This is a genomic window from Enterobacter sp. DSM 30060 (genome assembly GCF_013375955.1).
Taxonomy (GTDB): Bacteria; Pseudomonadota; Gammaproteobacteria; order Enterobacterales; family Enterobacteriaceae; genus Enterobacter; species Enterobacter intestinihominis.
Map to the genome: position 1 here is coordinate 1,109,215 of NZ_CP056118.1, position 26,057 is coordinate 1,135,271.

The 26,057-nt window shown below is 54.2% G+C and carries 31 protein-coding genes and 1 tRNA gene; 14 read left to right on the plus strand and 18 right to left on the minus strand.

What is annotated here, in order from left to right:
- Nucleotides 1–115 precede the first annotated feature (115 nt).
- The 6 genes from HWQ15_RS05245 to rlmE all read right to left on the minus strand — a co-directional run bounded on the left by HWQ15_RS05245 (nucleotide 116) and on the right by rlmE (nucleotide 5,707).
- Nucleotides 116–202: transfer RNA gene (locus HWQ15_RS05245), tRNA-Leu, on the minus strand.
- Nucleotides 203–211: 9 nt separating this feature from the next.
- Nucleotides 212–544: a preprotein translocase subunit SecG gene (gene secG, locus HWQ15_RS05250; protein WP_003861803.1), complete on the minus strand. Its 333-nt coding sequence runs from the start codon at nucleotides 542–544 to the stop codon at nucleotides 212–214.
- A 222-nt stretch (nucleotides 545–766) separates the two neighbouring features.
- Nucleotides 767–2,104 carry a phosphoglucosamine mutase gene (gene glmM, locus HWQ15_RS05255; RefSeq protein WP_003861804.1) on the minus strand — a complete coding sequence of 446 codons (1,338 nt, stop codon included), beginning with the start codon at nucleotides 2,102–2,104 and terminating at the stop codon, nucleotides 767–769.
- Nucleotides 2,097–2,945: a dihydropteroate synthase gene (gene folP, locus HWQ15_RS05260; protein WP_022649520.1), complete on the minus strand. Its 849-nt coding sequence runs from the start codon at nucleotides 2,943–2,945 to the stop codon at nucleotides 2,097–2,099. Before folP ends, glmM begins: the two co-directional genes overlap by 8 nt.
- 98 nt (nucleotides 2,946–3,043) lie before the next feature.
- Nucleotides 3,044–4,978: an ATP-dependent zinc metalloprotease FtsH gene (ftsH, locus tag HWQ15_RS05265; RefSeq protein WP_003861810.1), complete on the minus strand. Its 1,935-nt coding sequence runs from the start codon at nucleotides 4,976–4,978 to the stop codon at nucleotides 3,044–3,046.
- 102 nt (nucleotides 4,979–5,080) lie between these two features.
- A complete protein-coding gene (gene rlmE / locus HWQ15_RS05270; RefSeq protein WP_003861812.1) occupies nucleotides 5,081–5,707 on the minus strand; it encodes a 23S rRNA (uridine(2552)-2'-O)-methyltransferase RlmE in 627 nt (208 codons plus the stop codon).
- 127 nt (nucleotides 5,708–5,834) lie between these two features.
- Between rlmE and yhbY the strand changes: the two genes are divergently transcribed.
- Nucleotides 5,835–6,128 carry a ribosome assembly RNA-binding protein YhbY gene (gene yhbY / locus HWQ15_RS05275; protein WP_003861814.1) on the plus strand — a complete coding sequence of 98 codons (294 nt, stop codon included), beginning with the start codon at nucleotides 5,835–5,837 and terminating at the stop codon, nucleotides 6,126–6,128.
- Between the two features lie 151 nt (nucleotides 6,129–6,279).
- Here yhbY and greA read toward each other — a convergent pair whose 3' ends face one another.
- Nucleotides 6,280–6,756 carry a transcription elongation factor GreA gene (gene greA / locus HWQ15_RS05280; protein WP_023298719.1) on the minus strand — a complete coding sequence of 159 codons (477 nt, stop codon included), beginning with the start codon at nucleotides 6,754–6,756 and terminating at the stop codon, nucleotides 6,280–6,282.
- A 228-nt stretch (nucleotides 6,757–6,984) separates the two neighbouring features.
- Here greA and dacB point away from each other — a divergent pair, with 228 nt between their 5' ends.
- From dacB to pmrB, 3 genes are read left to right on the plus strand one after another with little or no spacing between them, the layout of a single operon-like run.
- A complete protein-coding gene (gene dacB, locus HWQ15_RS05285; RefSeq protein ID WP_003861817.1) occupies nucleotides 6,985–8,418 on the plus strand; it encodes a serine-type D-Ala-D-Ala carboxypeptidase in 1,434 nt (477 codons plus the stop codon).
- Between the two features lie 2 nt (nucleotides 8,419–8,420).
- The gene (gene pmrA, locus HWQ15_RS05290; RefSeq protein ID WP_022649522.1) at nucleotides 8,421–9,083 is read left to right on the plus strand and encodes a two-component system response regulator PmrA; all 663 of its coding nucleotides are present in this window, start codon (nucleotides 8,421–8,423) and stop codon (nucleotides 9,081–9,083) included.
- The gene (gene pmrB / locus HWQ15_RS05295; RefSeq protein WP_063149064.1) at nucleotides 9,080–10,123 is read left to right on the plus strand and encodes a two-component system sensor histidine kinase PmrB; all 1,044 of its coding nucleotides are present in this window, start codon (nucleotides 9,080–9,082) and stop codon (nucleotides 10,121–10,123) included. The genes pmrA and pmrB overlap by 4 nt, the downstream gene beginning before the upstream one ends.
- Nucleotides 10,124–10,156: 33 nt before the next feature.
- On the opposite strand, the gene cgtA is transcribed toward pmrB, so the two are convergent.
- The 4 genes from cgtA to rplU form a co-directional block, all read right to left on the minus strand.
- Nucleotides 10,157–11,332: an Obg family GTPase CgtA gene (gene cgtA, locus HWQ15_RS05300; RefSeq protein ID WP_046620879.1), complete on the minus strand. Its 1,176-nt coding sequence runs from the start codon at nucleotides 11,330–11,332 to the stop codon at nucleotides 10,157–10,159.
- A 15-nt stretch (nucleotides 11,333–11,347) separates the two neighbouring features.
- Nucleotides 11,348–12,313: a DMT family transporter gene (locus tag HWQ15_RS05305; RefSeq protein ID WP_063149063.1), complete on the minus strand. Its 966-nt coding sequence runs from the start codon at nucleotides 12,311–12,313 to the stop codon at nucleotides 11,348–11,350.
- A 95-nt stretch (nucleotides 12,314–12,408) separates the two neighbouring features.
- Nucleotides 12,409–12,666: a 50S ribosomal protein L27 gene (gene rpmA / locus HWQ15_RS05310; RefSeq protein ID WP_003861831.1), complete on the minus strand. Its 258-nt coding sequence runs from the start codon at nucleotides 12,664–12,666 to the stop codon at nucleotides 12,409–12,411.
- Nucleotides 12,667–12,685: 19 nt separating this feature from the next.
- Nucleotides 12,686–12,997, minus strand: a complete 312-nt coding sequence (rplU, locus tag HWQ15_RS05315) for a 50S ribosomal protein L21 (protein ID WP_003025032.1) — start codon at nucleotides 12,995–12,997, stop codon at nucleotides 12,686–12,688.
- A 257-nt stretch (nucleotides 12,998–13,254) separates the two neighbouring features.
- On the opposite strand from rplU, the gene ispB reads away from it, so the two are divergent.
- Both ispB and sfsB read left to right on the plus strand, forming a co-directional pair.
- Entirely contained in the window at nucleotides 13,255–14,226 is a 972-nt protein-coding gene (ispB, locus tag HWQ15_RS05320; protein WP_006812126.1) for an octaprenyl diphosphate synthase, read from the plus strand.
- Between the two features lie 229 nt (nucleotides 14,227–14,455).
- Complete coding sequence (gene sfsB, locus HWQ15_RS05325) at nucleotides 14,456–14,743, plus strand: DNA-binding transcriptional regulator SfsB (RefSeq protein WP_022649524.1); 288 nt, start codon at nucleotides 14,456–14,458, stop codon at nucleotides 14,741–14,743.
- A 63-nt stretch (nucleotides 14,744–14,806) separates the two neighbouring features.
- Here the strand turns inward: sfsB and murA are convergent, their stop codons facing one another.
- The 7 genes from murA to mlaF all read right to left on the minus strand — a co-directional run bounded on the left by murA (nucleotide 14,807) and on the right by mlaF (nucleotide 19,600).
- Nucleotides 14,807–16,066 (minus strand): UDP-N-acetylglucosamine 1-carboxyvinyltransferase, encoded by a 1,260-nt coding sequence (murA, locus tag HWQ15_RS05330; protein ID WP_006812128.1) that lies wholly within the window; start codon nucleotides 16,064–16,066, stop codon nucleotides 14,807–14,809.
- 50 nt (nucleotides 16,067–16,116) lie between these two features.
- Nucleotides 16,117–16,371, minus strand: a complete 255-nt coding sequence (ibaG, locus tag HWQ15_RS05335; RefSeq protein WP_003861840.1) for a BolA family iron metabolism protein IbaG — start codon at nucleotides 16,369–16,371, stop codon at nucleotides 16,117–16,119.
- A gap of 126 nt (nucleotides 16,372–16,497) precedes the next feature.
- On the minus strand, nucleotides 16,498–16,791 hold the full coding sequence (gene mlaB / locus HWQ15_RS05340) for a lipid asymmetry maintenance protein MlaB (RefSeq protein ID WP_022649525.1): 294 nt from the start codon (nucleotides 16,789–16,791) through the stop codon (nucleotides 16,498–16,500).
- Complete coding sequence (gene mlaC, locus HWQ15_RS05345; RefSeq protein WP_023307064.1) at nucleotides 16,791–17,426, minus strand: phospholipid-binding protein MlaC; 636 nt, start codon at nucleotides 17,424–17,426, stop codon at nucleotides 16,791–16,793. The genes mlaB and mlaC overlap by 1 nt, the downstream gene beginning before the upstream one ends.
- Nucleotides 17,427–17,444: 18 nt before the next feature.
- Entirely contained in the window at nucleotides 17,445–17,993 is a 549-nt protein-coding gene (gene mlaD, locus HWQ15_RS05350; RefSeq protein WP_022649526.1) for an outer membrane lipid asymmetry maintenance protein MlaD, read from the minus strand.
- Nucleotides 17,994–17,997: 4 nt separating this feature from the next.
- Nucleotides 17,998–18,780 carry a lipid asymmetry maintenance ABC transporter permease subunit MlaE gene (gene mlaE / locus HWQ15_RS05355; RefSeq protein ID WP_003861848.1) on the minus strand — a complete coding sequence of 261 codons (783 nt, stop codon included), beginning with the start codon at nucleotides 18,778–18,780 and terminating at the stop codon, nucleotides 17,998–18,000.
- Between the two features lie 7 nt (nucleotides 18,781–18,787).
- The gene (gene mlaF / locus HWQ15_RS05360) at nucleotides 18,788–19,600 is read right to left on the minus strand and encodes a phospholipid ABC transporter ATP-binding protein MlaF (protein WP_022649527.1); all 813 of its coding nucleotides are present in this window, start codon (nucleotides 19,598–19,600) and stop codon (nucleotides 18,788–18,790) included.
- A 227-nt stretch (nucleotides 19,601–19,827) separates the two neighbouring features.
- Between mlaF and HWQ15_RS05365 the strand changes: the two genes are divergently transcribed.
- Genes HWQ15_RS05365 through hpf form a run of 8 tightly spaced genes read left to right on the plus strand, consistent with a single transcriptional unit; the run spans nucleotide 19,828 to nucleotide 26,004 of the window.
- Nucleotides 19,828–20,805: a calcium/sodium antiporter gene (locus HWQ15_RS05365; RefSeq protein ID WP_003861852.1), complete on the plus strand. Its 978-nt coding sequence runs from the start codon at nucleotides 19,828–19,830 to the stop codon at nucleotides 20,803–20,805.
- A gap of 13 nt (nucleotides 20,806–20,818) precedes the next feature.
- Nucleotides 20,819–21,805: an arabinose-5-phosphate isomerase KdsD gene (gene kdsD, locus HWQ15_RS05370; RefSeq protein ID WP_003861853.1), complete on the plus strand. Its 987-nt coding sequence runs from the start codon at nucleotides 20,819–20,821 to the stop codon at nucleotides 21,803–21,805.
- Between the two features lie 14 nt (nucleotides 21,806–21,819).
- Nucleotides 21,820–22,386 (plus strand): 3-deoxy-manno-octulosonate-8-phosphatase KdsC, encoded by a 567-nt coding sequence (gene kdsC / locus HWQ15_RS05375; protein WP_017382729.1) that lies wholly within the window; start codon nucleotides 21,820–21,822, stop codon nucleotides 22,384–22,386.
- Nucleotides 22,383–22,958, plus strand: a complete 576-nt coding sequence (gene lptC, locus HWQ15_RS05380) for an LPS export ABC transporter periplasmic protein LptC (protein WP_022649529.1) — start codon at nucleotides 22,383–22,385, stop codon at nucleotides 22,956–22,958. Before kdsC ends, lptC begins: the two co-directional genes overlap by 4 nt.
- Entirely contained in the window at nucleotides 22,927–23,481 is a 555-nt protein-coding gene (gene lptA, locus HWQ15_RS05385) for a lipopolysaccharide ABC transporter substrate-binding protein LptA (protein WP_006812136.1), read from the plus strand. The genes lptC and lptA overlap by 32 nt, the downstream gene beginning before the upstream one ends.
- Before the next feature lie 6 nt (nucleotides 23,482–23,487).
- Nucleotides 23,488–24,213, plus strand: coding sequence for an LPS export ABC transporter ATP-binding protein (gene lptB / locus HWQ15_RS05390; RefSeq protein ID WP_003861862.1), 726 nt, complete (start codon nucleotides 23,488–23,490; stop codon nucleotides 24,211–24,213).
- A gap of 47 nt (nucleotides 24,214–24,260) precedes the next feature.
- A complete protein-coding gene (gene rpoN / locus HWQ15_RS05395; protein ID WP_022649530.1) occupies nucleotides 24,261–25,694 on the plus strand; it encodes an RNA polymerase factor sigma-54 in 1,434 nt (477 codons plus the stop codon).
- A 22-nt stretch (nucleotides 25,695–25,716) separates the two neighbouring features.
- Complete coding sequence (hpf, locus tag HWQ15_RS05400) at nucleotides 25,717–26,004, plus strand: ribosome hibernation promoting factor (RefSeq protein ID WP_014171818.1); 288 nt, start codon at nucleotides 25,717–25,719, stop codon at nucleotides 26,002–26,004.
- Nucleotides 26,005–26,057: the final 53 nt, after the last annotated feature.

Consider the following 26,057-nt stretch of genomic DNA (forward strand, 5'->3'; position numbering starts at 1 on the left):
CGCCACCGGGCAAAACGGCGGGCGGCGCTGCGCTTACCCGCCCTACAATAGATCGGAAACACAGAATGTACAGACGAAAAAAAAGACGTCTTGCGACGTCTTTCTTCTGGAATATTGGTACCGAGGATGGGACTCGAACCCACAAGCCCGTTAGGGCACTACCACCTCAAGGTAGCGTGTCTACCAATTCCACCACCTCGGTACTGAATACTTACTGCGGGATATCGCTGGTTGGCTTAGCCGGTGCAGCTGGCTGAGTTTGCTCAGTTTTTGCTGGCGCGCTCAGATTTTCCCACTCGCTTCCTTTACTGGTCTTGTTGCTGTTGATATTGCCCAGCACCAGACTGATGATGAAGAACAGCGTAGCCAGAATCGCCGTCGTACGGGTCATGAAGTTCGCAGAACCACTTGAACCGAACAGCGTACCGGAAGCGCCTGCTCCGAAGGAGGCTCCCATATCAGCGCCTTTACCTTGCTGCAGCATAATCAGCGCTACGAGAGCGATGGCTACAATAAGGAAAATAACTAAAAGAGCTTCGTACATAATCAACCTGTTCCTTGCGGATTTGCCGCATACCAATGCTTCGACCAATTAGCAGGATTTTGTTTCCCACTGAAGCGGGTGTGAATACTAACCAAAGCGAATCACCTTCGCAAGGGCATTTTCGAGGCATTGTATCAACTGCGGAAAAAAACAGCAAAAAGCCATTTATTGCTTAAAACAAAGGCGGCAAACGCCGCCTTTTTAAACACTTATTCTGAAAGATTATGCAGCTTTCACTGCATCCGCAATGCGGTGCGCAAATTCAGTTACCTGCGCTTCGTCTTCACCTTCCACCATCACGCGGATCAGCGGCTCGGTACCCGACTTACGCAGCAGGACGCGTCCACGGCTGCCAAGCGTCGCTTCCACCTCTGCCATCACCGCTTTCACGTTATCATTTTCCAGCGGGTCGCCTTTACCAGCGGTGAAACGCACGTTCACCAGGATCTGCGGGAACATTTTCATGCCGCTGCACAGATCGTGCAGGCTCATATGGTTACGCGCCATCGCGGCAACAACCTGAAGCGCCGCCACAATGCCGTCACCGGTGGTGGTTTTATCGAGCAGGATCACGTGGCCGGAGTTTTCCGCGCCAATGCGCCAGCCTTTTTCCTGAAGTTTTTCCAGCACGTAGCGGTCACCCACTTTCGCGCGAACAAACGGGATGCCCAGCTGTTTCAGCGCCAGCTCCAGACCCATATTGCTCATCAGCGTGCCCACCGCGCCACCGCGCAGTTGCCCCTGACGCAGGCCTTCACGCGCAATGATGTAGAGGATCTGATCCCCGTCGACCTTGTTACCTTCGTGGTCAACCATGATCACACGATCGCCATCGCCATCCAGGGCAATACCCAGATCGGCTTTTTCAGCCAGTACACGCGCCTGCAAGGCACGCACGTCTGTCGCGCCGACTTCTTCATTGATGTTCAGACCGTCCGGCTCGCAGCCGATGGTGATCACTTTCGCGCCCAGCTCGCGGAAAACATTCGGCGCAATGTGATAGGTCGCACCGTTTGCACAGTCCACCACAATTTTGAGGTGTGCCAGGCTCAGTTCATTCGGAAACGTGCCTTTGCAGAATTCAATGTAGCGGCCTGCGGCATCGACAATACGGTTGGCTTTACCCAGCTCAGCGGAGTCGACACAGGTGATCTCTTTCTCCATTTCCGCTTCAATCGCCTCTTCCACGTCATCCGGCAGTTTAGTGCCGTCGATGGAGAAGAATTTGATACCGTTGTCATAGAACGGATTATGAGAAGCTGAAATGACGATGCCCGCTTCCGCACGGAAGGTACGAGTCAGATAGGCAACAGCAGGGGTCGGCATTGGCCCCGTAAAGGAAGCTGAAAGCCCCGCCGCCGCCAGCCCGGCTTCCAGCGCGGACTCCAGCATATAACCCGAAATACGGGTATCTTTACCAATAATGATCTTACGGGAGCCATGACGCGCCAGTACCTTACCCGCCGCCCAACCCAGCTTCAGGACAAAGTCAGGGGTAATTGGCGCATCGCCTACGCGCCCACGGATGCCATCGGTACCAAAATATTTACGATTACTCATAGCGTTTGTTTTCCTTCGCTGCCAGTGTGGCTTCCACCACACGCATGGCTTCTACTGTTTCTTTTACGTCATGGACGCGAATGATGTGTGCACCTTGCATCGCGGCAATCACCGCGCAGGCCAGACTGCCGCTCAGACGTTCATTCGGCCCGACATTCAACAACTGACCAATCATCGATTTTCTCGACATTCCCACCAGCAGTGGCAGGCCGAACTGATGAAACTCTGATAAGCGCGCAAGCAACGCGTAATTGTGTGAGAGATTTTTACCGAAACCGAAGCCCGGGTCGAGCAGCAATTTCTCTTTTGCGATACCCGCACGTTCACAGCGTTCGATATGCTCAATAAAGAAGCGGGTGACGTCGGCAAACACATCTTCATATTTTGGCGCCTCCTGCATTGTCTTAGGCTGGCCCTGCATATGCATCAGACACACCGGTAGCCCGGTTTCAGCGGCGGCTTCAATTGCGCCCGGCTCGGTCAGCGAGCGGATATCATTGATAATGTGAGCGCCCACTCTCGCCACTTCACGGATCACTTCGGGTTTGGAGGTATCAACAGAGATCCACACTTCAAAGCGCCGGGCGATAGCCTCCACCACCGGCACCACGCGCGCCAGCTCTTCTTCCACCGAAACCTCCGCCGCGCCAGGCCGCGTTGACTCCCCTCCAACGTCAATGATGGTGGCACCCGCGTTGATCATTAAATTCGCGTGTTTAACCGCGTCGATAAGCGAGTTATGCGTGCCGCCGTCAGAGAAGGAATCAGGCGTGACATTCAGGATCCCCATCACATGCGGATGTGAAAGGTCGAGATGCGAGTCCTGGGCGAAGAGTTTCATGGCTAAATCCCTGTTATTTGCATGGTTATATAAAAAAGAAAAACCCCGGAGCACGCTCCAGGGTTTGATGTACAGACAAACGCTTCAACAGCAGTGACTTACTTGTCGCCCAACTGCTCTGACATGGTGTTGCCCGGGTTTGGCGTACGCGGTTCATCGACCGGACGCGGTGCACGCGGGGTGCCATTGTTGTCAGAATTGTTAGACGCGCCTGGGTCTTCCCAGCCTGCTGGCGGACGCACTTCGCGGCGAGCCATCAGGTCGTCAATCTGCGGCGCATCGATGGTCTCATATTTCATGAGCGCATCTTTCATCGAATGCAGGATGTCCATATTGTCATTCAGGATCTGACGGGCGCGAGCGTAGTTACGCTCAATCAGCGCTTTCACTTCCTGGTCGATGATACGAGCCGTTTCATCGGACATATGTTTCGCTTTTGCCACGGAGCGGCCCAGGAATACTTCGCCCTCTTCTTCTGCATAGAGCAGCGGACCGAGTTTGTCGGAGAAGCCCCACTGGGTCACCATGTTACGTGCCAGGTTTGTCGCCACTTTAATATCGTTCGACGCACCGGTGGAAACATGTTCCGCACCGTAGATGATCTCTTCTGCCAGACGACCGCCGTACAGGGTTGAAATCTGACTTTCCAGCTTCTGACGGCTGGCGCTGATCGCGTCGCCTTCAGGCAGGAAGAAGGTCACACCCAACGCACGACCGCGTGGAATGATCGTCACCTTGTGTACCGGATCGTGTTCCGGCACCAGACGACCGATAATCGCGTGGCCCGCTTCGTGATATGCCGTGGACTCTTTCTGCGCTTCCGTCATCACCATGGAGCGACGTTCCGCACCCATCATGATTTTGTCTTTCGCTTTCTCAAATTCCACCATGGACACTACACGCTTGTTACCGCGAGCGGCAAACAGTGCTGCCTCGTTGACCAGGTTAGCCAGATCCGCACCGGAGAAGCCTGGAGTACCACGCGCGATGATTGCCGCGTCGATATCTGGCGCCAGCGGTACGCGACGCATATGCACTTTCAGGATCTGTTCACGACCACGAACATCCGGCAGACCGACCACAACCTGACGGTCGAAACGGCCTGGACGCAGCAGCGCAGGGTCGAGTACGTCTGGACGGTTAGTTGCCGCGATAACGATGATACCTTCGTTACCTTCAAAGCCGTCCATTTCAACCAGCATCTGGTTCAGGGTCTGCTCACGTTCATCGTGACCACCGCCCAGGCCTGCGCCACGCTGGCGGCCAACGGCGTCGATTTCATCGATGAAGATGATGCACGGTGCTGCCTTCTTAGCCTGCTCGAACATGTCACGCACACGAGATGCACCGACACCCACGAACATTTCAACGAAGTCAGAACCTGAAATAGTAAAGAACGGGACCTTCGCTTCACCCGCGATGGCTTTTGCCAGCAGGGTTTTACCGGTACCCGGAGGGCCGACCATCAGGACGCCTTTCGGGATCTTACCGCCCAGTTTCTGGAAACGGCTCGGCTCACGCAGGTATTCAACCAGTTCACCCACCTCTTCTTTTGCTTCGTCACAACCTGCTACGTCAGCAAAGGTGGTCTTGATCTGGTCTTCCGTCAGCATACGCGCCTTGCTCTTACCGAACGACATGGCACCTTTGCCACCACCGCCCTGCATCTGGCGCATAAAGAAGATCCAGACACCGATAAGAAGCAGCATCGGGAACCAGGAAATGAAGATAGAAGCCAACAGGCTTGGTTCTTCCGGCGGCTCGCCTACCACTTTGACGTTTTTGGTCAGAAGGTTATCAAGCAGCTTAGGATCGTTCACCGGGATGTAAGTCGTGTAACGGTTACTATCTTTCTTGGTAACGTTGATCTCACGTCCGTTGATACGCGCTTCGCGAACCTGGTCCTGATTGACCTCTTGCAGGAAGGTAGAATAATCCACCTTGCGGCCATTCGACTCGCTGGGCCCAAAGCTCTGGAAAACTGACATCAGCACAACGGCAATGACCAGCCAGAGTATTAGGTTTTTCGCCATGTCACTCAAGGGATTAACCTCATATTACAACTGTGTTAAAAACAGCGTCAGGATACTCTATATCCAGTTTCATTCAAACTTTCGCCTGAAATCTACCGGTTATCATTTTCGCCCGGTCGCTACAATATACACTTCACGGGAACGGGCCCGGGAAGAGTCCGGCTTACGAACTTTGACCTTCGCAAACAGGGAGCGAATTTCCTTAAGATACTCCTCGAAACCTTCGCCCTGAAACACCTTCACAACAAAACTACCACCAGGCGCTAGTACATCACGACACATTTCTAACGCTAGTTCCACCAGATACATGGCGCGGGGGATATCCACCGCCGGTGTTCCACACATATTTGGTGCCATATCCGACATGACAACCTGGACCTTACTGTCACCTACACGATCAAGTAATGCTTTAAGCACTAATTCATCACGAAAGTCGCCCTGAAGGAAGTCGACACCGACGATGGGATCCATTGGTAAAAGATCGCATGCGATGATTCGGCCCGTTCCGCCGATCTGCGTAACCGCATACTGAGACCATCCGCCAGGTGCCGCACCGAGGTCGACCACCGTCATTCCCGGTTTAAAAAGTTTGTCACTTTGCTGTATTTCATCAAGTTTAAACCAGGCGCGGGAACGTAACCCCTTTTTCTGCGCCTGTTGAACATATTTATCGCTAAAGTGTTCCTGAAGCCAGCGGCTGGAGCTGGCAGAACGCTTTTTACCTGTCATTTAACATTTCCGTCCTGGTTCATCGTTACTTGCCTGTGACGTAAATTTCTACGCAGCTATTTGGCGATATTAGGGAGATGGCGGTAGAATGAACCGTTTTCAATCCCAACGTAAGCAAAAATATACGATGAATCTGAGTACTAAACAAAAACAGCACCTTAAAGGTCTGGCACATCCGCTCAAGCCTGTAGTGATGCTTGGCAACAATGGTTTGACCGAAGGGGTGCTTGCCGAGATTGAACAAGCGCTGGAACACCACGAGCTGATCAAGGTGAAAATCGCCTCTGAAGACAGAGACACTAAAAACCTGATCGTGGAAGCCATCGTGCGCGAAACCGGCGCCTGTAATGTACAGGTCATCGGTAAAACGCTGGTGCTCTATCGCCCATCTAAAGAGCGCAAAATCTCGCTGCCACGTTAAGGATATCCTGAATCAAACACATTTTCTGTGTGAAACGAGGGATTTCTTTCAGCAGGCGAGCAAAATGCCATGCTCCTTGAGTTGATAAAAGGCCGCTATGCGGCCTTTTTCTTTTCTTTACAATGTATCAACATCTTAGAAGAGAAGCGAATTACAGGTATTCAACCTTAATAATTTCGTATTCCACTTCGCCACCCGGGGTGCGGATAATCACAACATCATCCTGCTCTTTGCCAATCAGGCCACGAGCAATCGGGGAGTTCACCGAAATCAGGTTCTGTTTGAAGTCTGCTTCATCATCACCCACGATGCGATAGGTTTGCTCTTCGTCGTTGTCCAGATTCAGGACGGTGACGGTAGAGCCGAAGATCACGCGACCGTTGTTTGGCATTTTAGTGATATCGATAACCTGCGCGTTGGACAGTTTCGCTTCGATATCTTTGATGCGCCCCTCGCAGAAACCCTGCTGCTCACGCGCCGCGTGGTATTCAGCATTCTCTTTCAGGTCGCCATGCTCACGCGCATCCGCGATAGCGGCGATGATTTCAGGGCGACGTACGGATTTCAGAAAATCCAGCTCTTCGCGCAGTTTTTCGGCACCACGTAAGGTCATCGGAATAGCTTGCATTTGTTATACCTCTTAAACATTCCTGTTGGGAGCAGTGTTCCCTGCTCCAGCCCACCTGAACAGGCCAGAAGCAAAAAGAAAACCGACCCGGGAGCAACGCCCCAGGTCAGCAGCAATTTTTCAATTTGATACGCATTTTACCGCGAAGTTCACTATGGGTCATCGTTTACTTTACAGTGCCATGCACCGTAGTATGACGGTTTGTTTTCGGGTTGTTAGCGCGAGATTATGCGATTTTCCAGTTTTATCATCGGATTGACTACCAGTATAACGTTCACCGTTCAGGCCGCGAATGTTGATGAGTACATTAATCAACTGCCCGCCGGCGCGAACCTTGCCCTGATGGTGCAGAAGGTTGGCGCGCAGGCTCCCGAGATTGACTATCACAGTCAACAGATGGCGCTGCCTGCCAGTACCCAGAAGGTGATCACTGCCCTCGCCGCCCTGCTCCAGCTCGGGCCTGACTTCCGTTTTACTACCACCCTTGAAACCAGAGGTAACGTTGAGGGTGGCGAACTGAAAGGCGATCTTATCGCCCGTTTTGGTGGCGATCCCACCTTTAAGCGCCAGGATGTCCGCAACATGGTGGCGGTACTGAAAAAATCCGGCGTAACAAAAATTGATGGCAACGTGCTGATCGACACCTCCATTTTCGCCAGCCACGATAAAGCGCCTGGCTGGCCATGGAACGACATGACGCAGTGCTTTAGCGCCCCGCCAGCCGCCGCCATCGTTGACCGTAACTGCTTCTCCGTATCGCTTTACAGCGCGCCAAAACCCAATGACTTAGCGTTTATCCGCGTGGCGTCTTACTACCCGGTCACGATGTTCAGCCAGGTGCGGACGCTGGCGAAAGGCTCCCCGGAGGCACAGTATTGTGAGCTCGACGTGGTACCGGGCGATCTCAATCGCTATACGCTCACCGGCTGCCTGACCCAGCGGGCCGATCCCCTCCCGCTGGCCTTTGCCATTCAGGATGGCGCAGGCTATGCCGGTGCCATTTTTAAAGATGAACTGAAGCAGGCGGGCATAACCTACACCGGAACGCTGCTGCGCCAGACGCAGGTGAATGAACCAGGCACGGTGATTGCCAGTAAACAGTCCGCGCCACTGCATGATTTGCTTAAGATTATGCTGAAAAAGTCGGATAACATGATTGCCGACACGGTGTTCCGTATGATTGGGCACGCGCGCTTTGGTGTGCCAGGAACCTGGCGGGCCGGTTCTGATGCCGTACGTCAGATCCTGCGCCAGCAGGCGGGTATCGATCTGGGCAATACGATCGCTGTCGACGGTTCCGGTTTATCGCGCCATAACCTGATCTCACCGGCCACCATGATGCAGGTGTTGCAGTACATCGCTCAGCATGACGCTGAGCTAAACTTTATTACAATGCTGCCGCTCGCCGGACACGATGGGTCACTTCAGTACCGTGCGGGCCTTCACGCTGCAGGCGTGGATGGCAAAGTGTCAGCCAAAACGGGTTCCCTGCAGGGCGTTTACAACCTTGCCGGTTTTATCACGACAGCCAGCGGGCAACGCATGGCCTTTGTGCAGTATCTGTCCGGCTATGCCGTCGAACCGGCTGACCAGCGCAATCGTCGTATTCCACTGGTGCGTTTCGAAAGCAGGCTCTATAAGGACATCTACCAGAATAACTAGCGATGAAACTACTGATAGTTGAAGACGATCTGTTATTACAGGAAGGGTTAGCGCTGGCACTGGAGAATGAGGGCTACGCCCTGGATTGTGCCGCCACGGCGGCTGAAGCAGATGCCTTGATCCAGAGCGGAGAATACAGCCTTGTGATCCTGGATTTGGGACTGCCGGATAAAGACGGCGCGACGCTGCTCTGCCAGTGGCGTCGTCGCGGAGTGGAGAATCCCGTATTGATTCTCACCGCCCGCGATGCCATTGAAGACAGAATTAACGGGCTGGATTCTGGCGCTGACGATTATCTGGTAAAACCCTTCGCCCTTGCCGAGCTACAGGCTCGCGTACGGGCGTTAATCCGCCGCTATCAGGGCCACAGCGACAACCTGCTGACGGACGGGGATATCACCCTCAATCTGCAAACTCAGCAGGTGCTGCGCCAGTCTCAGCCTGTGGAAGTGACCCCAAAAGAGTTCGCTCTGCTGACGCGTCTGATCATGCGCAGCGGGCAGACCGTGCACCGTGAAACGCTGCAACAGGACATCTACTCCTGGCAGGACGATCCAGGATCAAACACGCTTGAAGTTCACATTCATAATCTGCGCCGCAAGCTCGGTAAAGATCGCATCAAAACCGTACGTGGCGTGGGTTACCGTCTGGAGAGCCAGAAATGAACAGTATGCGCCGGCGATTAATGGTGTTGCTGGCGGTTATACTGCTATTTTTTCAACTGGTTAGCGTAGTCTGGCTGTGGCATGAGAGCCGCGAGCAAATCGGTTTTCTGGTGAATGAAACGTTGTCTGCGAAAGCGCGCAACAACCATGTCGAAAAAGAGATCCGCGAAGCCATTGCCTCCCTGCTGGTCCCTTCTCTGGTGATGGTCGGTTTTACCCTGTTCTTCTCATTCTGGGCCGTCACCTGGATCACCCGACCACTCAACAAACTTCGCGTCAGCCTTGCGAACCGTTCGGCGGATAATCTGACTCCCCTGCCGATGTATTCTGATATGGAAGAGATAGGCGCTGTGACCACATCGCTCAATCAACTCCTCGCCCGGCTGGATCACACTATTCAACAGGAACGCCTGTTTACCGCCGATGCGGCACACGAGTTACGTACGCCGCTTGCGGGGATCAGGCTCCATCTGGAACTGATGGCTCAGTCCGGTTCCCCGCAGGCCACACCACTGATAAACCGGATCGATCAGTTGATGCACACGGTGGAACAGCTGCTGATGCTGGCGCGTGCCGGACAGGCGATGGCCAGCGGCCATTACGATACCGTGAACTGGACTGAGACGATCATTGCACCGCTCAGCCTGGAGCATGAAGCCAGAGAGCATACGGTGATATGGCCTGCTCACAGCCCGCTGACGGTACAGGGCGACGCCGTCCTGTTACGTCTGATGCTAAGGAACCTTCTGGAGAATGCCGCCCGCTACAGCCCGGCAGGCACAACCATTGAAGTGGCATTAACAGCGACGGAAAACGGTACCCAGGTGAGCGTTACCGATCAGGGGCCGGGTATTGATGAGGCACACCGCCAGTCGATCACCGAACCTTTCCGACGTCTCGACCAGCGCTACGGCGGCAGCGGCCTTGGGCTGAGCATCGTACAGCGTATCGTACAGCTCCATCATGGCTATTTAACGCTGGAGAACGGCGCTGAGGGCGGCCTCATCGCCAGCTGTTGGTTACCGGCGAAAATAGGATAAAAAAAAGCCCCGTTAAGGGGCTTTATACTGAGGTTAGTGCTTGTAGATGAACTCGACGCCTTCTTCGTCGTCTTCATCCCAGTCATCGTCCCAGTCTTCATCATCTTCATCCGCTTCCAGCTCTTCGAGCTGCTGGCGGTGGTAGTCATCCCACATGAATTCAACTTTTTCAGGCTGTTTTGCCTCTTCTGCCTGAACAACCGGATTCTCGATGATAAAGGTCATCACATCCCAGCAGAGATCTTTCACGCCAACCTGGCTGGCGGCAGAGATCAGGTAGTACTTATCTTCCCAACCCATCGCTTCGGCAATCGCTTTCGCTTTCGCTTCAGCTTCCGCTTTATCCATCAGGTCGATCTTGTTAAATACCAGCCAGCGCGGTTTTTGCGCCAGTTTTTCACTGTATTTCTCCAGCTCACCGATAATGATACGGGCGTTTTCAACCGGATCGGAACCGTCGATTGGATCGATGTCGATGAGGTGCAACAGTACGCGACAACGCTCAAGGTGCTTCAGGAAGCGAATCCCCAGACCGGCGCCTTCTGCTGCCCCTTCAATCAGACCCGGGATGTCAGCGACCACGAAGCTCTTCTCGTTATCCATACGGACAACGCCCAGGCTCGGTACCAGCGTCGTAAACGGATAATCCGCCACTTTTGGTTTCGCCGCAGAGACCGCACGGATAAACGTCGATTTACCGGCGTTTGGCATACCCAGCATCCCCACATCCGCCAGCAGCATCAGTTCCAGTTGCAGGTCGCGCTTATCACCCGGGGTACCCATGGTTTTCTGACGCGGGGTACGGTTAACGGAAGATTTGAAACGGCTGTTACCCAGACCGTGCCAGCCGCCTTTCGCCACCATCAGGCGCTGACCGTGTTTGGTCATATCACCCATGGTTTCGCCCGTGCCCTGATCGATGACACGCGTACCTACCGGCACTTTGATCGTCACGTCTTTACCGCGTTTACCGGTACAGTCGCGGCTCTGGCCATTCTGCCCACGTTCGGCGCGGAAAGATTTTTCGAAACGGTAGTCGATCAGCGTGTTGAGGTTTTCATCCGCCTCCAGCCACACGTCGCCACCGTCCCCACCGTCACCGCCGTCAGGACCGCCACGAGGAATATATTTTTCACGGCGGAAGCTTACACAACCGTTACCGCCATCACCTGCCACGACCAGAATCGTCGCTTCATCAACAAACTTCATTTTACTCTCCGTAACTCATTCGCCTGAGCGGGGGACTATTACAACCGCTTCATTTTTGCGCCAACGCCCCCAGAGACGATGACCAATGGCGGAATACATCGCGCCCGCAACCACGACAAACGCACCGAGATAACCCAACAGGTTGAGCATCGGCTTGACGAAGACATCGGGCCAGGCCATTGATAACAAATCTGAAAATAACAGCGTAAACAGCGGGGTAAGCGTGATTAAGGCGCTCACCTGTGCTGCCTGCCAGCGCGCCATGGCTTCAGCCAGCGCGCCATAACCGACCAGCGTGTTCAGCCCACAAAAAAAGAGGCACGCCAGTTGCCAGTCGCTGAGCTGGGTAATCACCCCCGGCTTAGCTAACGGCAATAATGCCAGTGTACACAAAGTGTACAGCAAAAAGAGGATCTGCTGTGAGGCAAGTCGACGCAATAACACCTTTTGCGCGACGCCATAACTCACCCAGACCGTTGCTGCACCCACCCCAAAAATGACACCCCAGGTGTAATCCGTCAGGCGGGTAAAAATCTCGATCAGACTGGTGTTAAAGAACATCACCAGACCGCAAAGCAACATGCTTGCCCCGATGATCTGCGTACCGCGCATCTTCTCCTTGAGGATGAATACGCTGGCGACCATCATGCCGACCGGTGATAGCTGACCAATCACCTGCGACGCTGTAGGGCTAAGATATTGCAGGGAAGAGCTGAACAGAATGAAGTTACCGAACAGACCGCCCGTCGCGATAGCCAGTAACACCAGCCAGCGCGGTTTTCGGAAGATGCGCAGCGGTGGCAGCTTACCTTTGACGGCCAGAATGGCGCCCAGGCCTATACTTGCCATCAGGAAGCGATAAAACACCACCGTGGGCGGTTCCATCACTTCCAGTACCTGCTTCATTGCAATTGGCAGTGCACCCCAGCACATTGCGGTAGTGAGCGCCAAAAGAATACCAATGCCGGCCTGCTGCTTCATGCCCGTTTTCCCTACAGAAAATTTTCCGGGTTTCCAATGTAAAAAGCCCCGCAACACGTTGCGGGGCTTTAATCCGTTACCGGACCGAGAAAACCTTACTCAGCAACGATGCTGATGTATTTACGGTTGTTCGGGCCTTTAACTTCAAATTTCACTTTACCGTCTGCTTTAGCAAACAGAGTGTGGTCACGACCGCAACCTACGTTGGTACCCGCGTGGAACTTGGTGCCACGCTGACGAACGATGATGCTACCCGCCAGAACGGATTCGCCACCGAAACGCTTAACGCCCAGGCGTTTAGCTTCTGAATCGCGACCGTTACGTGTGGAGCCGCCAGCCTTTTTATGTGCCATTTAAATCTCTCCTCAGGTCTTAGGCGCTGATGCCAGTAATTTTCACATCAGTGAACCACTGACGGTGGCCCTGCTGCTTACGATAGTGTTTACGACGACGAAACTTAACGATTTTAACTTTCTCGCCACGACCGTGAGCAACAACTTCAGCTTTGATAACGCCGCCATCAACGAAAGGAACGCCGATTTTGACTTCTTCACCGTTTGCGATCATCAGAACTTCAGCGAACTCAACAGATTCGCCAGTTGCGATGTCCAGCTTTTCCAGGCGAACGGTCTGACCTTCGCTTACTCGGTGTTGTTTACCACCACTTTGGAAAACCGCGTACATATAAACTCCGCTTCCGCGCACATCCTCGTATGATTCAGAGTGCGCTATAAATATTCACAATAGGGCGCGAATATTACGCAAAACGCGAGCCTTTGACAAGTGCTACCATCAATACATGAAGAAAAAAAACACAACACGTACGGTAACGTTTATCTGAGCCATTTTTTCAGTACAATCAGCAATACTATTTATAAACCGAAACCCTTTGTGTACCCATCTCGTGTGGGATAAACAGGATAAAAAGCCCGGCTTTTGCGATGAATTTAGAAAAAATCAATGAGTTAACCGCGCAAGATATGGCGGGTGTGAATGCAGCAATCCTGGAGCAACTCAACTCTGACGTTCAGCTGATCAATCAGTTGGGCTATTACATCGTCAGCGGCGGCGGTAAACGTATTCGTCCGATGATTGCCATTCTGGCCGCACGCGCGGTTGGCTATCAGGGAAATGCCCACGTCACGATCGCGGCGCTGATCGAATTTATCCACACCGCCACCCTGCTTCATGACGATGTTGTGGATGAATCAGACATGCGTCGTGGCAAAGCCACCGCCAATGCCGCGTTTGGTAATGCGGCAAGCGTTCTGGTAGGGGATTTTATCTATACCCGAGCCTTCCAGATGATGACCAGCCTTGGCTCGCTGAAGGTGCTGGAAGTGATGTCAGAAGCCGTAAACGTTATCGCTGAAGGCGAAGTCCTACAGTTGATGAACGTCAACGACCCGGATATCACCGAAGAAAACTATATGCGGGTGATTTACAGCAAGACCGCACGTCTGTTTGAAGCCGCCGCGCAGTGCTCCGGCATTCTGGCAGGCTGTAGCGAAGCTCAGGAAAAAGGGCTTCAGGACTATGGCCGTTACCTCGGCACCGCGTTCCAGCTGATTGATGATTTGCTGGACTACAGCGCGGATGGCGAAACGCTCGGTAAAAACGTTGGCGATGACCTGAACGAAGGCAAGCCAACGCTGCCGCTGCTCCACGCGATGCGCAATGGCACACCAGAGCAGGCGAAAATGATCCGGGAGGCTATCGAGCAGGGAAATGGTCGCCATCTTCTGGAACCGGTACTGGAAACAATGGCCATCTGTGGTTCCCTTGAATGGACGCGTCAGCGTGCTGAAGAAGAAGCAGACAAAGCCATCGCCGCAATTCAGGTCATTCCCGACAGCCCATGGCGTGATGCGCTAATCGGCCTCGCGCACATCGCCGTCCAGCGCGACCGTTAATCCCCTCCTCATCTCCCTGCGATCTCGTAGGGAGGTTCCAGTACGCACCAATAAATTACATTTACGCGTAAGCTCATCAGGTTACAGGCCGTATGTATAAAGCCGTGCCTTATTCTGAATATTGCTTCTCGTAACATGAACTTTTTAGAACAGATGTTCGAAGTGAGTATAGTAATGCTGTCTTTTCACACGAAACGACGTGGACGATAACGAACACAAGGACAGCATTATGGATACAAAATTCATCGACTGGCATTCTGCTGACATTATTGCGGCACTGCGTAAAAAAGGGACATCGCTGGCTGCCGAATCACGTCGTCATGGGCTGAGCTCGTCGACGCTGGCAAACGCCCTGACCCGCCCATGGCCGAAGGGGGAACTGATTATTGCGACGGCGCTGGATACGCATCCGTGGGTGATATGGCCGTCACGCTATCACGATCCCATTACCCATGAATTTATCGACAGAACGCGCATGATGCGCCAGAGCAAAGCGAAGAAAGCACATCAGGACTGATGCACCCGGATTTACAGGAACAGCAATCCCCCGGCCTGTTCTGGCAGGGGGGTGCCGGAACGATTACTCGCCCTTCACACGCTCGATATTCGCACCCAGCGCGCGCAGTTTGTCTTCAATACGCTCGTAACCACGATCGATGTGGTAGATACGATCGACAACGGTAGTCCCTTCTGCAATACAACCTGCCAGTACGAGGCTCGCAGACGCGCGCAGATCGGTCGCCATCACCTGCGCACCGGACAGTTTTTCAACGCCGTGGCAAATGACCGTGTTGCTTTCAATCTCAGCATGCGCACCCATACGGATCAGTTCCGGTACGTGCATGAAACGGTTTTCGAAGATAGTTTCCGTGATGAAGCCTGTGCCTTCGGCCACCAGGTTCAACAGGGTGAACTGTGCCTGCATATCCGTCGGGAATGCCGGATGTGGCGCAGTGCGCACGTTAACGGCTTTAGGACGCTGCCCGTGCATATCGAGGCTGATCCAGTCTTCACCAATTTCAATGTCCGCACCCGCATCGCGCAGTTTCGCCAGCACCGCATCCAGGGTATCCGGTTGTGCGTTACGACAAACAATCTTACCGCCAGAAATGGCAGCCGCTACCAGGAAAGTACCGGTTTCGATACGGTCTGGCAGTACGCGGTACACACCACCACCCAGACGTTCAACGCCTTCGATGGTGATACGGTCTGTGCCCTGCCCGCTGATCTTCGCCCCCAGCGCGACCAGGAAGTTCGCGGTATCCACGATTTCCGGCTCTCGGGCGGCGTTTTCGATGATGGTAGTGCCTTCTGCCAGCGTAGCAGCCGACATGATGGTTACCGTTGCGCCCACGCTCACTTTGTCCATGACAATGTGCGCGCCTTTCAGGCGACCATTGACGGACGCTTTAACGTACCCCTCTTCCAGCTTGATCTCCGCGCCCAGCTTTTCCAGACCGAAGATATGCAGGTCGACTGGACGGGCGCCGATAGCGCATCCGCCCGGCAGTGAAACCTGTCCCTGACCGAAACGCGCCACCAGCGGGCCAAGCGCCCAGATGGAAGCACGCATGGTTTTCACCAGCTCATACGGCGCTGAGAAGTTGTTCACGTTGCTGGCATCGATCCAGACGGAACCGTTACGCTCCACTTTGGTGCCCAACTGGCCGAGCAACTTCATGGTCGTGTCGATATCTTTCAGCTTCGGTACGTTCTGGATCTCTACCGGCTCTTCTGCGAGCAGCGCAGCGAAAAGAATGGGCAGCGCGGCGTTTTTAGCGCCAGAAATTGTGACTTCGCCCTGGAGACGCGTGGGTCCCTGTACACGAAATTTATCCATCGTTTGCTCTCTTATAAATTCAACCGTGCTGCGGGCGCTTCGCCCTCAGCTCAAAAACCGTTTAGTTTGCGATCGCGTGCCCACTCCTGTGGGGTGAACGCTTTAATCGACAGGGCGTGGATGCGGTTATCCGCAATGTATTCCATCAGCGGCGCGTACACAGCCTGCTGTTTCTTCACGCGACTCATTCCGTCGAACATCTCACCCACAGCAATAACCTGGAAGTGACTGCCATCGCCAGAGACGTGGGCTTCCTGAAGGGAGAGTGCATTCATCAGCACTGTCTGGATTTCATTATTTTCCATGGGGTCTACATCATCTGATAGTGAAAACAAGCTCAACATCTTAGAGCAAAGTGGCGCGGTCTTAAACAAGCAAAAAGCCCCGACGCGTAAACTGTCGGGGCTTTCGGAAGTAACGTACTGAAAAAGTTAGCGAGGTAATACGTCTTCAGGCAAATTGTAAAGCTGTGCAAGGGTTACGACATTATCGCTTACCCCCGTCAGGGTGACGCTACTCCCCTGCTTTTTGCCCGTGGCCACCAGGTGCGCCAGCAGGGCGATACCGGCGGTATCTACCCGCGTGACGCCATGGAGATCAATCAACGTCACGCCCTGCATCGCGTTATGGCGAGCGTCCCACAGCGGGTTAAGCAGATCCTGATCCAGCTCTCCCGTCAGCGTCAACGTCTCGCCGTCACGCGCCCAGCTAAGCTGCTGTGACATTACTTCTTCTCGTCCAGGGTAATTTTCTGACGAGAGATGGACTGAAGCTGAGCCGTCAGGCCATCGATGCCTTTGGTGCGCAGCAGATCGCTCCACTCGTTCTGTTTAGTGGTGATCATGCTGACGCCTTCAGCGATCATGTCGTACGCCTGCCAGTTTCCGGTCTGGCTGTTTTTACGCCACTGGAAGTCCAGGCGTACCGGTGGACGACCGTTTGGATCGATAATCGTCACGCGGATAGGAATGATGGTGGCATCGCCCAGCGGCTGTTCAGGAGCAATCTGATAGGTCTGCCCGTGGTACATCGCCAGCGCCTGGCCGTAAGCCTGTTTCAGGTATTCACGGAACGCCGCAAAGTAAGCCTCGCGCTGCGCCGGGGTCGCGTCTTTGTAGTAACGGCCCAGCACCAGTGCGCCCGCGTACTTGATCTGCACATACGGCAGCAGTTCCTGATCCACCACATCACGCAGATAATCAGGGTTAGCGCGGATTTTGGGCTGTTCGTTTTTAAGACGGTCGAAGGTTTTCTTCGCGGCCTCATCCATCAGTTTGTACGGGTTACTCTGATCCGCAGCGTGCGCCGCGGTTAGAGGGGCAATGACCAGCATGGCAACCATTAACAGTCGTTTAAACATGAATGACTTCTCCTGAAATTAATTCGTCGCGCCTGGCGTCGGTTCGACGTTGGTGTGGTCTTCACTCTGCGCAGGGGCATCGTCAGACTTTTTATCATCCCCTTTACTGTTGTAAAGGAACTGACCAATCATATCTTCCAGCACCATCGCTGACTTGGTATCCTGGATTACGCTACCGTCTTTAAGGATAGACGTTCCCAGCTCAGGATCTTCAAAACCAACGTTAAGGGCCAGATATTGCTCCCCCAGCAGGCCAGAGGTGCGGATAGAGAGCGAGCTGGTGTCCGGAATGTGGTTATAGCGTTCTTCGATATCCATTGCGACGCGCGGCAGATAGGTTTTCTCATCAAGCGTAATGTCAGCGACACGTCCAATAACGACGCCACCAATACGGACCGGTGAGCGCGCCTTCAGGCCGCCGATATTATCGAAAGTCGCGTAGACGCGATACGTCGGCTCGGTGCGAACAGAGGTGATGTCCGCCGCGCGCAGGCAGATAAACAGCGCGGCCAGCAGCGCCAGAAGCAAAAACACGCCAACCCAAATTTCATTTTTTCTCGTTTGCATGAACTCAATTCCCAAACATCAGTGCGGTGAGCACAAAATCCAGACCTAAAACGGCCAGCGACGAATGTACGACAGTACGCGTCGTTGCACGGCTAATGCCCGCCGACGTCGGAATGGCATCGTAACCATTAAACAACGCAATCCAGGTAACCGTCACAGCGAAAACCACGCTCTTGATCAGACAGTTCACCAGATCCATCCGCAGATCGATGGCGTCCTGCATGGCAGACCAGAAGAACCCGGCATCAATGCCTTTCCAGTTGACGCCAACCAGCGCGCCTCCCCAGATACCTACCGCCACAAAGAGGATAGTCAGTAACGGCAAGGAGATAACCCCGGCCCAGAAGCGCGGCGAGATCACCCGGCGCAGCGGATCGACCGCCATCATCTCCATACTGGAGAGCTGCTCTGTGGCGCGCATCAGGCCAATTTCAGCCGTCAGCGCTGATCCGGCACGCCCGGCGAACAGCAGCGCTGCTACAACCGGCCCGAGTTCACGCAGCAGCGAGAGCGCCACCAGCATGCCAAGGCTGGTTTCCGCGCTGTAGGTTGTCAGCACCAGATACCCCTGCAACCCCAGCACCATGCCAATAAACAGACCCGACACGATGATGATAAGCATCGACAGCACGCCGACGTTATAAAGCTGCCGCACCAGTAACGGCGCATGCTTGCGGAACTCCGGTTTGCCAACCAGCGCGTTGAACAACATTAATCCGGCACGCCCGAACGTACTGATGGTTTTTAGGCCACGGTGTCCAAGACCCGCCAACGCATTTAACAGCATGAGTGGATTAACTCCCTATTCCCAGTAAATCGTCATGATAGTCGCCCGCCGGATAGCGGAAAGGCACCGGCCCATCTGCGATACCGTCCAGGAACTGCCGCACGCGCGGATCGCCATTCTCCTGCAACGCCTGAGCGCTGCCGTGGGCGACGATCTTTTTGTCAGCCACAATATAGGCGTAATCAGCAATGCTCAGCACTTCCGGCACGTCGTGGGAAACCACCACGCAGGTTACGCCAAGGGCGCTGTTCAGCTCCGAGATTAACTTCACCAGCACGCCCATGGTGATAGGGTCCTGCCCGACGAACGGTTCATCGAACATGATTAAATCGGGTTCCAGGGCAATAGCACGCGCCAGCGCGGCGCGGCGCGCCATCCCACCCGAGAGTTCGGACGGCATAAGTTTCGCAGCCCCCCGCAACCCCACAGCTTCGAGCTTCATCATCACCGTGCTGTGCAACAGCGCAGGAGGAAGATGGGTATGCTCACGCAGCGGATAGGCCACATTGTCAAATACGTTCATATCGGTGAACAGCGCACCCGACTGAAAGAGCATGCTCATCCGTTTGCGAACCGTGTAGAGGCGCGAGCGAGACATCTCCGGGACGTTTTCACCGTCGAAGAGAATTTCGCCGCTATCAGGGGGGATTTGCCCGCCGATAAGACGCAGCAACGTCGTTTTACCGATCCCTGACGGCCCCATGATGGCGGTGATTTTACCGCGCGGCACGGTCAGCGAAATATCATCAAATATCACCCGGTTGCCGCGAGAAAAACTGACGCCCCGGACATCGACTATATTCGCCATCGTTTGGCTCATTTATGGTTCCTTACTTACCTTGCTTCACTGCTGGCATGAAGCGTAAATCAGCCCTAAACCCCGCATTTTTACAGAATATTCACTATTGGGGTTAGCGAAAGCTGGCATTTGTTTTACTTTTCCGGCGCATAAAGTCAAAATTAGGAATTCGTCACGTCTCAGACTTCATCTGGCGCTAAAATTCGTGCGCAGTGGACCAGCGAGTATACCTGAAGAAAGGACTTTTGATGCTTTTAGCAACAGCACTGTTAATAATTGGTTTACTGTTGGTGGTCTACAGTGCTGACCGTTTGGTCTTTGCCGCATCCATTCTCTGTCGACTCATTGGCATGCCGCCCATCATTATTGGGATGACGGTGGTCAGTGTAGGCACATCGCTTCCTGAAATCATCGTTTCTGTTTCAGCCTCGTTGCATGGCCAGGTCGACCTCGCTATTGGCACTGCGATTGGCTCTAACATCGTCAATATCTTGCTGATTTTAGGCTTAGCCGCATTACTGCATCCATTTCGCGTACATTCCGATGTTTTGCGTCGTGAATTGCCGCTAATGTTAGTCGTCAGTCTGCTGGCAGGCTATGTGCTTTATGACGGGGTGCTGAGCGTCGGTGACGGTATATTCCTGCTCGCCCTGGCCGTGATCTGGTTGCTTTACAGCGTGAAGATCGCACGTCTGGCGGAAAAACAGGGTAATGATAGCCTCACGCGTGAGCATCTCGCCGAGCTGCCACGGGAAGGGACCTTACCCGTCGCCCTGCTGTGGCTGGGCGTCGCGCTGATTATAATGCCAATGGCCACGCGGATGGTGGTCGATAACGCGACGGTGCTGGCGAACGCGTTTGCGATGAGCGAACTGACAATCGGTCTGACGGTCATCGCCATCGGCACCAGCCTGCCAGAGCTGGCTACCGCCATCGCCGGGGCGCGTAAAGGGGAAGATGATATCGCCATCGGCAATATCATTGGCTCGAATATTTTCAATATCGCGATCGTGACGGGGCTGCCGGCATTAATCTCACCGGGGCCGTTTAACCCTATGGTCTTCACGCGCGATTACGGTGTGATGCTACTGGTCAGCGTAATTTTCGCCCTGCTCTGCTGGCGGCGAAAAGAGCAGATCGGCAAAGGCGCGGGCGCGCTGCTGACGGGTGGATTTATCGTATGGCTGGCGATGCTGTACTGGCTCTCGCCACTTCTCTCTGGGTAAACGGAAACGCATTATGTCGCAAATAGAATTGCAGCCGGGTTTTGACTTTCAGAAAGCAGGCAAAGACGTTCTGGAGATTGAACGTGAAGGTCTGGCGCAGTTAGATCAGTACATTAATCAGGATTTTAGTCTGGCCTGTGAGAAGATGTTCTACTGCGCCGGTAAAGTCGTGGTGATGGGGATGGGCAAATCCGGCCATATCGGGCGCAAAATGGCGGCGACCTTTGCCAGTACCGGCACGTCGTCATTCTTCGTTCATCCCGGTGAAGCCGCGCACGGTGACCTCGGCATGGTTACGCCGCAGGACGTGGTTATTGCGCTGTCCAACTCCGGGGAATCGAATGAAATCCTGGCGTTGATCCCGGTGCTGAAGCGTCTGCACGTACCGCTGATTTGCATGACCAGCCGCCCGGAAAGCAGCATGGCGCGTGCGGCAGATATTCACCTGTGCGTGAAGGTGCCGAAAGAAGCCTGTCCGCTGGGGCTGGCGCCGACCTCCAGCACAACCGCCGCGCTGGTGATGGGCGATGCCCTTGCCGTTGCGCTGCTGGAAGCCCGCGGTTTTACGCCTGAAGATTTCGCTCTGTCTCACCCCGGCGGCGCGCTCGGGCGCAAACTGCTGCTGCGGGTCAACGATATTATGCACACCGGGGATGAGATCCCGCACGTCAGCAAAGAGGCCTCTTTGCGCGACGCGTTACTGGAGATCACCCGTAAAAACCTGGGCATGACGGTTATCTGCGACGATCTGATGAAGATTCAGGGCATTTTCACCGACGGCGACCTGCGCCGGGTATTCGATATGGGTGTGGATGTCCGAACGCTGGGCATCGCTGATGTAATGACACCAGGCGGGATCCGCGTCCGTCCGGGCACGCTGGCGGTAGATGTACTGAACCTGATGCAGTCCCGTCATATTACCTCAGTGATGGTTGCCGATGGCGACCAACTGCTGGGTGTGGTACATATGCATGATCTGCTGCGCGCTGGCGTAGTGTAATGAAGGATAAGACAATGAGTAATGCGGGTGCATCCCTTGCAACCTGTTATGGCCCGGTGAGCGCCCACATGATGGCAAAGGCGGAAAATATCCGCCTGCTGATCCTCGATGTGGATGGTGTGCTCTCCGACGGTCTGATTTATATGGGCAATAACGGCGAAGAACTGAAAGCCTTTAACGTTCGCGACGGTTACGGTATCCGCTGTGCGCTCACGTCCGGTATTGAAGTTGCAATCATCACCGGGCGGAAAGCTAAACTGGTAGAAGATCGGTGTGAAACGCTGGGCATTACCCATCTCTATCAGGGGCAGTCTGATAAGATGGTAGCCTTCCGGGATCTGTTGGGAAAACTGGCCATTGCACCAGAGAATGTGGCATACGTCGGGGATGATTTGATCGACTGGCCAGTCATGGCGGAGGTGGGTCTGAGCATCGCCGTGGCTGACGCGCACCCGCTGCTGATCCCGCGTGCTGATTATGTTACCCATATTCACGGTGGCCGCGGCGCCGTCCGTGAAGTCTGCGATCTGCTTCTGCTGGCGCAGGGCAAGCTTGATGAGGCGAAAGGGCAATCGATATGAGTAAAACCAGACGTTGGGTTATCATTCTGCTTGCGCTTGTCGCCCTGGTACTGATTGGCGTAAACCTCGCTGACCGCGAAGATACGCAAGCGGAAGTGGTTAACACGAGCGACCCGACCTATAAAAGCGATCACAGCGACACCGTGGTCTATAGCCCGGAAGGCGCGCTGAACTATCGCCTCGTTGCTCAGCATGTAGAATATTTTTCAGATGACGGTACTTCGTGGTTTACCCAACCGGTCATGACCACCTTTGATACGGACAAAGTGCCGACGTGGTCTATCAAGTCTGACCGGGCAAAACTGACAAATGACCGTATGCTTTACCTGTATGGTCACGTTGAAGTCAACGCCCTGACCGCTGACGCGCAACTGCGAAAAATTACGACGGATAACGCCCAGATCAACCTGGTCACCCAGGATGTCACGTCGCAGGATTTAGTCACCCTGTATGGCACAACATTTAATTCCAGCGGTTTAAGAATGCGCGGGAACTTACGCAGCAAAAACGCCGAGCTGATTGAAAAGGTTAGAACCTCCTATGAAATTCAAAACAAACAAACTCAGCCTTAAAGTTGTTATCGCCAGCGCGCTGCTGGCGGCCAGTCTTCCCGCCCTTGCTGTGACTGGCGACACCGAACAGCCGATTCATATTGAATCTGATACCCAGTCTCTGGATATGCAGGGTAACGTCGTCACCTTTACCGGCAACGTGGTCATGACCCAGGGCACCATCAAAATCAACGCCGACAAAGTGGTCGTTACCCGACCGGGCGGCGAGCAGGGCAAAGAGATTATCGATGGTTATGGCAACCCGGCCACCTTCTACCAGATGCAGGACAACGGCAAGCCGGTGAAAGGCCATGCCTCGCATATGCACTATGAACTGGCGAAGGATCTGGTCATCCTGACCGGTAATGCTTACCTGGAACAGCTGGACAGCAATATCAAAGGCGACAAAATCACTTATCTGGTGAAAGAGCAGAAAATGCAGGCCTCAAGTGAAAAAGGCAAACGCGTCACGACCGTTCTTGTGCCTTCGCAATTGCAGGACAAGAACAACGGCCAGGCTCCGGCACAGAAAAAGAGTAACTAATTCGTTATGGCAACTTTAACTGCAAAAAACCTCGCGAAAGCGTATAAGGGCCGCCGCGTCGTCGAAGATGTCAGTCTGACCGTCAACTCCGGCGAAATCGTGGGTTTGCTTGGCCCTAACGGGGCGGGTAAAACCACGACCTTCTACATGGTGGTGGGCATCGTCCCGCGTGACGCCGGCAACATCATCATCGATGATGAAGATATCAGCCTGCTGCCACTGCATGCCCGCGCGCGTCGTGGCATCGGCTATCTGCCGCAGGAAGCCTCCATCTTCCGCCGCTTAAGCGTGTTCGACAACCTGATGGCCGTGCTCCAGATCCGTGACGATCTGACCAGCGAGCAGCGCACTGACCGTGCGAACGAGCTGATGGAAGAGTTTCATATCGAACATCTGCGTGACAGCCTCGGTCAGGCGCTGTCCGGTGGTGAACGCCGCCGCGTTGAGATTGCGCGCGCGCTGGCAGCAAACCCGAAATTTATCCTGCTGGATGAACCGTTTGCGGGCGTTGACCCCATCTCCGTTATCGATATCAAACGTATTATTGAGCACCTGCGCGACAGCGGGCTTGGCGTACTGATCACGGACCACAACGTTCGCGAAACGCTGGCCGTGTGTGAGCGCGCCTACATAGTGAGCCAGGGCCATCTGATTGCCCACGGCACGCCACAGCAAATCCTCGAAGATGAGCATGTTAAGCGCGTGTACCTTGGGGAAGACTTCAGACTCTGATAGGGTAGAGGTTAAGTCACGCCGAACCGGAGAAAAACGCTCTGAACATGAAGCAAGGTTTGCAATTACGGCTCAGCCAGCAACTGGCCATGACGCCGCAGCTACAACAGGCAATCCGTCTGTTGCAGCTGTCCACGTTAGAACTCCAGCAGGAGCTCCAGCAGGCGCTGGACAGCAATCCGCTGCTGGAGCAAACCGATCTTCATGACGAGGTAGACGCTCAGCAGACGCAGGACACAGAAACGCTCGACTCCGTAGATGCGCTCGAACAGAAAGAGATGCCGGAGGAACTGCCGCTGGATGCCAGCTGGGATGAAATCTACACCGCGGGCACCCCTTCCGGGACGCGTGCAGATTACCAGGACGATGAACTCCCGGTCTACCAGGGCGAAACTACCCAGTCGCTTCAGGACTACCTGATGTGGCAGGTGGAGCTGACGCCTTTCTCCGATACCGATCGCGCCATTGCCACCTCGATTGTCGATGCCGTTGACGACACGGGCTATTTGACCGTGACGCTGGACGAGATTCTGGAAAGCATAGGCGATGACGAGATTGAACTGGAAGAGATCGAAGCCGTCCTGAAACGCGTTCAGCGTTTCGACCCGATTGGCGTCGCCGCGAAAGATCTGCGCGACTGCCTTCTGATCCAGCTTTCGCAGTTTGCCAAAGAGACACCGTGGATTGACGAAGCCCGGCTCATCATCAGCGAGCATCTGGATTTGCTGGCAAATCACGACTTCCGCACCCTGATGCGCGTCACGCGCCTCAAAGAAGAGGTGCTGAAGGAAGCGGTGAATCTGATCCAGTCACTCGATCCGCGTCCGGGGCAATCTATCCAGACCAGCGAACCGGAATACGTTATTCCTGATGTGCTGGTGAGAAAACACAATGGCCGCTGGGTCGTTGAACTGAACGCCGACAGCATTCCTCGCCTGCAAATCAACCAGCAATACGCCTCCATGTGCACCAGCGCCCGTAACGACGCTGATAATCAATACATTCGCAGCAACCTTCAGGAAGCACGCTGGTTGATTAAGAGTCTGGAAAGCCGTAATGACACGCTGCTGCGCGTCAGCCGCTGTATTGTCGAACAGCAGCAGGCATTCTTTGAGCAGGGCGAAGAGTTTATGAAACCGATGGTGCTGGCGGACATCGCCCAGGCCGTCGAGATGCATGAATCAACCATTTCCCGCGTGACCACGCAGAAGTATCTGCACAGCCCACGCGGTATTTTTGAGCTTAAGTATTTCTTCTCCAGCCACGTGAACACCGAAGGCGGCGGCGAAGCCTCGTCAACAGCTATTCGCGCACTGGTGAAGAAGTTGATCGCCGCGGAGAACCCCGCGAAGCCACTCAGTGACAGTAAGTTAACCACCATGCTGTCCGATCAGGGTATTATGGTGGCACGCCGTACTGTCGCGAAGTATCGAGAGTCTTTATCCATTCCGCCGTCTAACCAGCGTAAACAACTGGTTTGACACAACCGATAAGGAAGACACTATGCAGCTCAATATCACCGGACATAACGTCGAAATTACTGAGGCTTTACGCGATTTTGTAAACGCTAAGTTCGCGAAACTCGAGCAGTATTTCGAGAGGATCAACCAGGTCTATGTTGTGTTGAAAGTGGAGAAAGTGACGCATATCTCGGATGCGACCCTGCACGTCAACGGAGGGGAACTTCATGCCAGTGCGGAAGGGCAAGACATGTACGCGGCTATCGACGGCTTGATTGATAAGCTTGCGAGACAGCTCAATAAACATAAAGATAAACTGAAACAACACTAATTGTCCGGGCAGTTAACGGGTGCAGGACGGCCTGTTGTGAAACACAACAGGCC

Coding starts and splice junctions, on each gene's coding strand:
- secG (WP_003861803.1), bottom strand. CDS start 544: ATGTACGAAGCTCTTTTAGTTATTTTCCTTATTGTAGCCATCGCTCTC.
- glmM (WP_003861804.1), bottom strand. CDS start 2,104: ATGAGTAATCGTAAATATTTTGGTACCGATGGCATCCGTGGGCGCGTA.
- folP (WP_022649520.1), bottom strand. CDS start 2,945: ATGAAACTCTTCGCCCAGGACTCGCATCTCGACCTTTCACATCCGCAT.
- ftsH (WP_003861810.1), bottom strand. CDS start 4,978: ATGGCGAAAAACCTAATACTCTGGCTGGTCATTGCCGTTGTGCTGATG.
- rlmE (WP_003861812.1), bottom strand. CDS start 5,707: ATGACAGGTAAAAAGCGTTCTGCCAGCTCCAGCCGCTGGCTTCAGGAA.
- yhbY (WP_003861814.1), top strand. CDS start 5,835: ATGAATCTGAGTACTAAACAAAAACAGCACCTTAAAGGTCTGGCACAT.
- greA (WP_023298719.1), bottom strand. CDS start 6,756: ATGCAAGCTATTCCGATGACCTTACGTGGTGCCGAAAAACTGCGCGAA.
- dacB (WP_003861817.1), top strand. CDS start 6,985: ATGCGATTTTCCAGTTTTATCATCGGATTGACTACCAGTATAACGTTC.
- pmrA (WP_022649522.1), top strand. CDS start 8,421: ATGAAACTACTGATAGTTGAAGACGATCTGTTATTACAGGAAGGGTTA.
- pmrB (WP_063149064.1), top strand. CDS start 9,080: ATGAACAGTATGCGCCGGCGATTAATGGTGTTGCTGGCGGTTATACTG.
- cgtA (WP_046620879.1), bottom strand. CDS start 11,332: ATGAAGTTTGTTGATGAAGCGACGATTCTGGTCGTGGCAGGTGATGGC.
- HWQ15_RS05305 (WP_063149063.1), bottom strand. CDS start 12,313: ATGAAGCAGCAGGCCGGCATTGGTATTCTTTTGGCGCTCACTACCGCA.
- rpmA (WP_003861831.1), bottom strand. CDS start 12,666: ATGGCACATAAAAAGGCTGGCGGCTCCACACGTAACGGTCGCGATTCA.
- rplU (WP_003025032.1), bottom strand. CDS start 12,997: ATGTACGCGGTTTTCCAAAGTGGTGGTAAACAACACCGAGTAAGCGAA.
- ispB (WP_006812126.1), top strand. CDS start 13,255: ATGAATTTAGAAAAAATCAATGAGTTAACCGCGCAAGATATGGCGGGT.
- sfsB (WP_022649524.1), top strand. CDS start 14,456: ATGGATACAAAATTCATCGACTGGCATTCTGCTGACATTATTGCGGCA.
- murA (WP_006812128.1), bottom strand. CDS start 16,066: ATGGATAAATTTCGTGTACAGGGACCCACGCGTCTCCAGGGCGAAGTC.
- ibaG (WP_003861840.1), bottom strand. CDS start 16,371: ATGGAAAATAATGAAATCCAGACAGTGCTGATGAATGCACTCTCCCTT.
- mlaB (WP_022649525.1), bottom strand. CDS start 16,791: ATGTCACAGCAGCTTAGCTGGGCGCGTGACGGCGAGACGTTGACGCTG.
- mlaC (WP_023307064.1), bottom strand. CDS start 17,426: ATGTTTAAACGACTGTTAATGGTTGCCATGCTGGTCATTGCCCCTCTA.
- mlaD (WP_022649526.1), bottom strand. CDS start 17,993: ATGCAAACGAGAAAAAATGAAATTTGGGTTGGCGTGTTTTTGCTTCTG.
- mlaE (WP_003861848.1), bottom strand. CDS start 18,780: ATGCTGTTAAATGCGTTGGCGGGTCTTGGACACCGTGGCCTAAAAACC.
- mlaF (WP_022649527.1), bottom strand. CDS start 19,600: ATGAGCCAAACGATGGCGAATATAGTCGATGTCCGGGGCGTCAGTTTT.
- HWQ15_RS05365 (WP_003861852.1), top strand. CDS start 19,828: ATGCTTTTAGCAACAGCACTGTTAATAATTGGTTTACTGTTGGTGGTC.
- kdsD (WP_003861853.1), top strand. CDS start 20,819: ATGTCGCAAATAGAATTGCAGCCGGGTTTTGACTTTCAGAAAGCAGGC.
- kdsC (WP_017382729.1), top strand. CDS start 21,820: ATGAGTAATGCGGGTGCATCCCTTGCAACCTGTTATGGCCCGGTGAGC.
- lptC (WP_022649529.1), top strand. CDS start 22,383: ATGAGTAAAACCAGACGTTGGGTTATCATTCTGCTTGCGCTTGTCGCC.
- lptA (WP_006812136.1), top strand. CDS start 22,927: ATGAAATTCAAAACAAACAAACTCAGCCTTAAAGTTGTTATCGCCAGC.
- lptB (WP_003861862.1), top strand. CDS start 23,488: ATGGCAACTTTAACTGCAAAAAACCTCGCGAAAGCGTATAAGGGCCGC.
- rpoN (WP_022649530.1), top strand. CDS start 24,261: ATGAAGCAAGGTTTGCAATTACGGCTCAGCCAGCAACTGGCCATGACG.
- hpf (WP_014171818.1), top strand. CDS start 25,717: ATGCAGCTCAATATCACCGGACATAACGTCGAAATTACTGAGGCTTTA.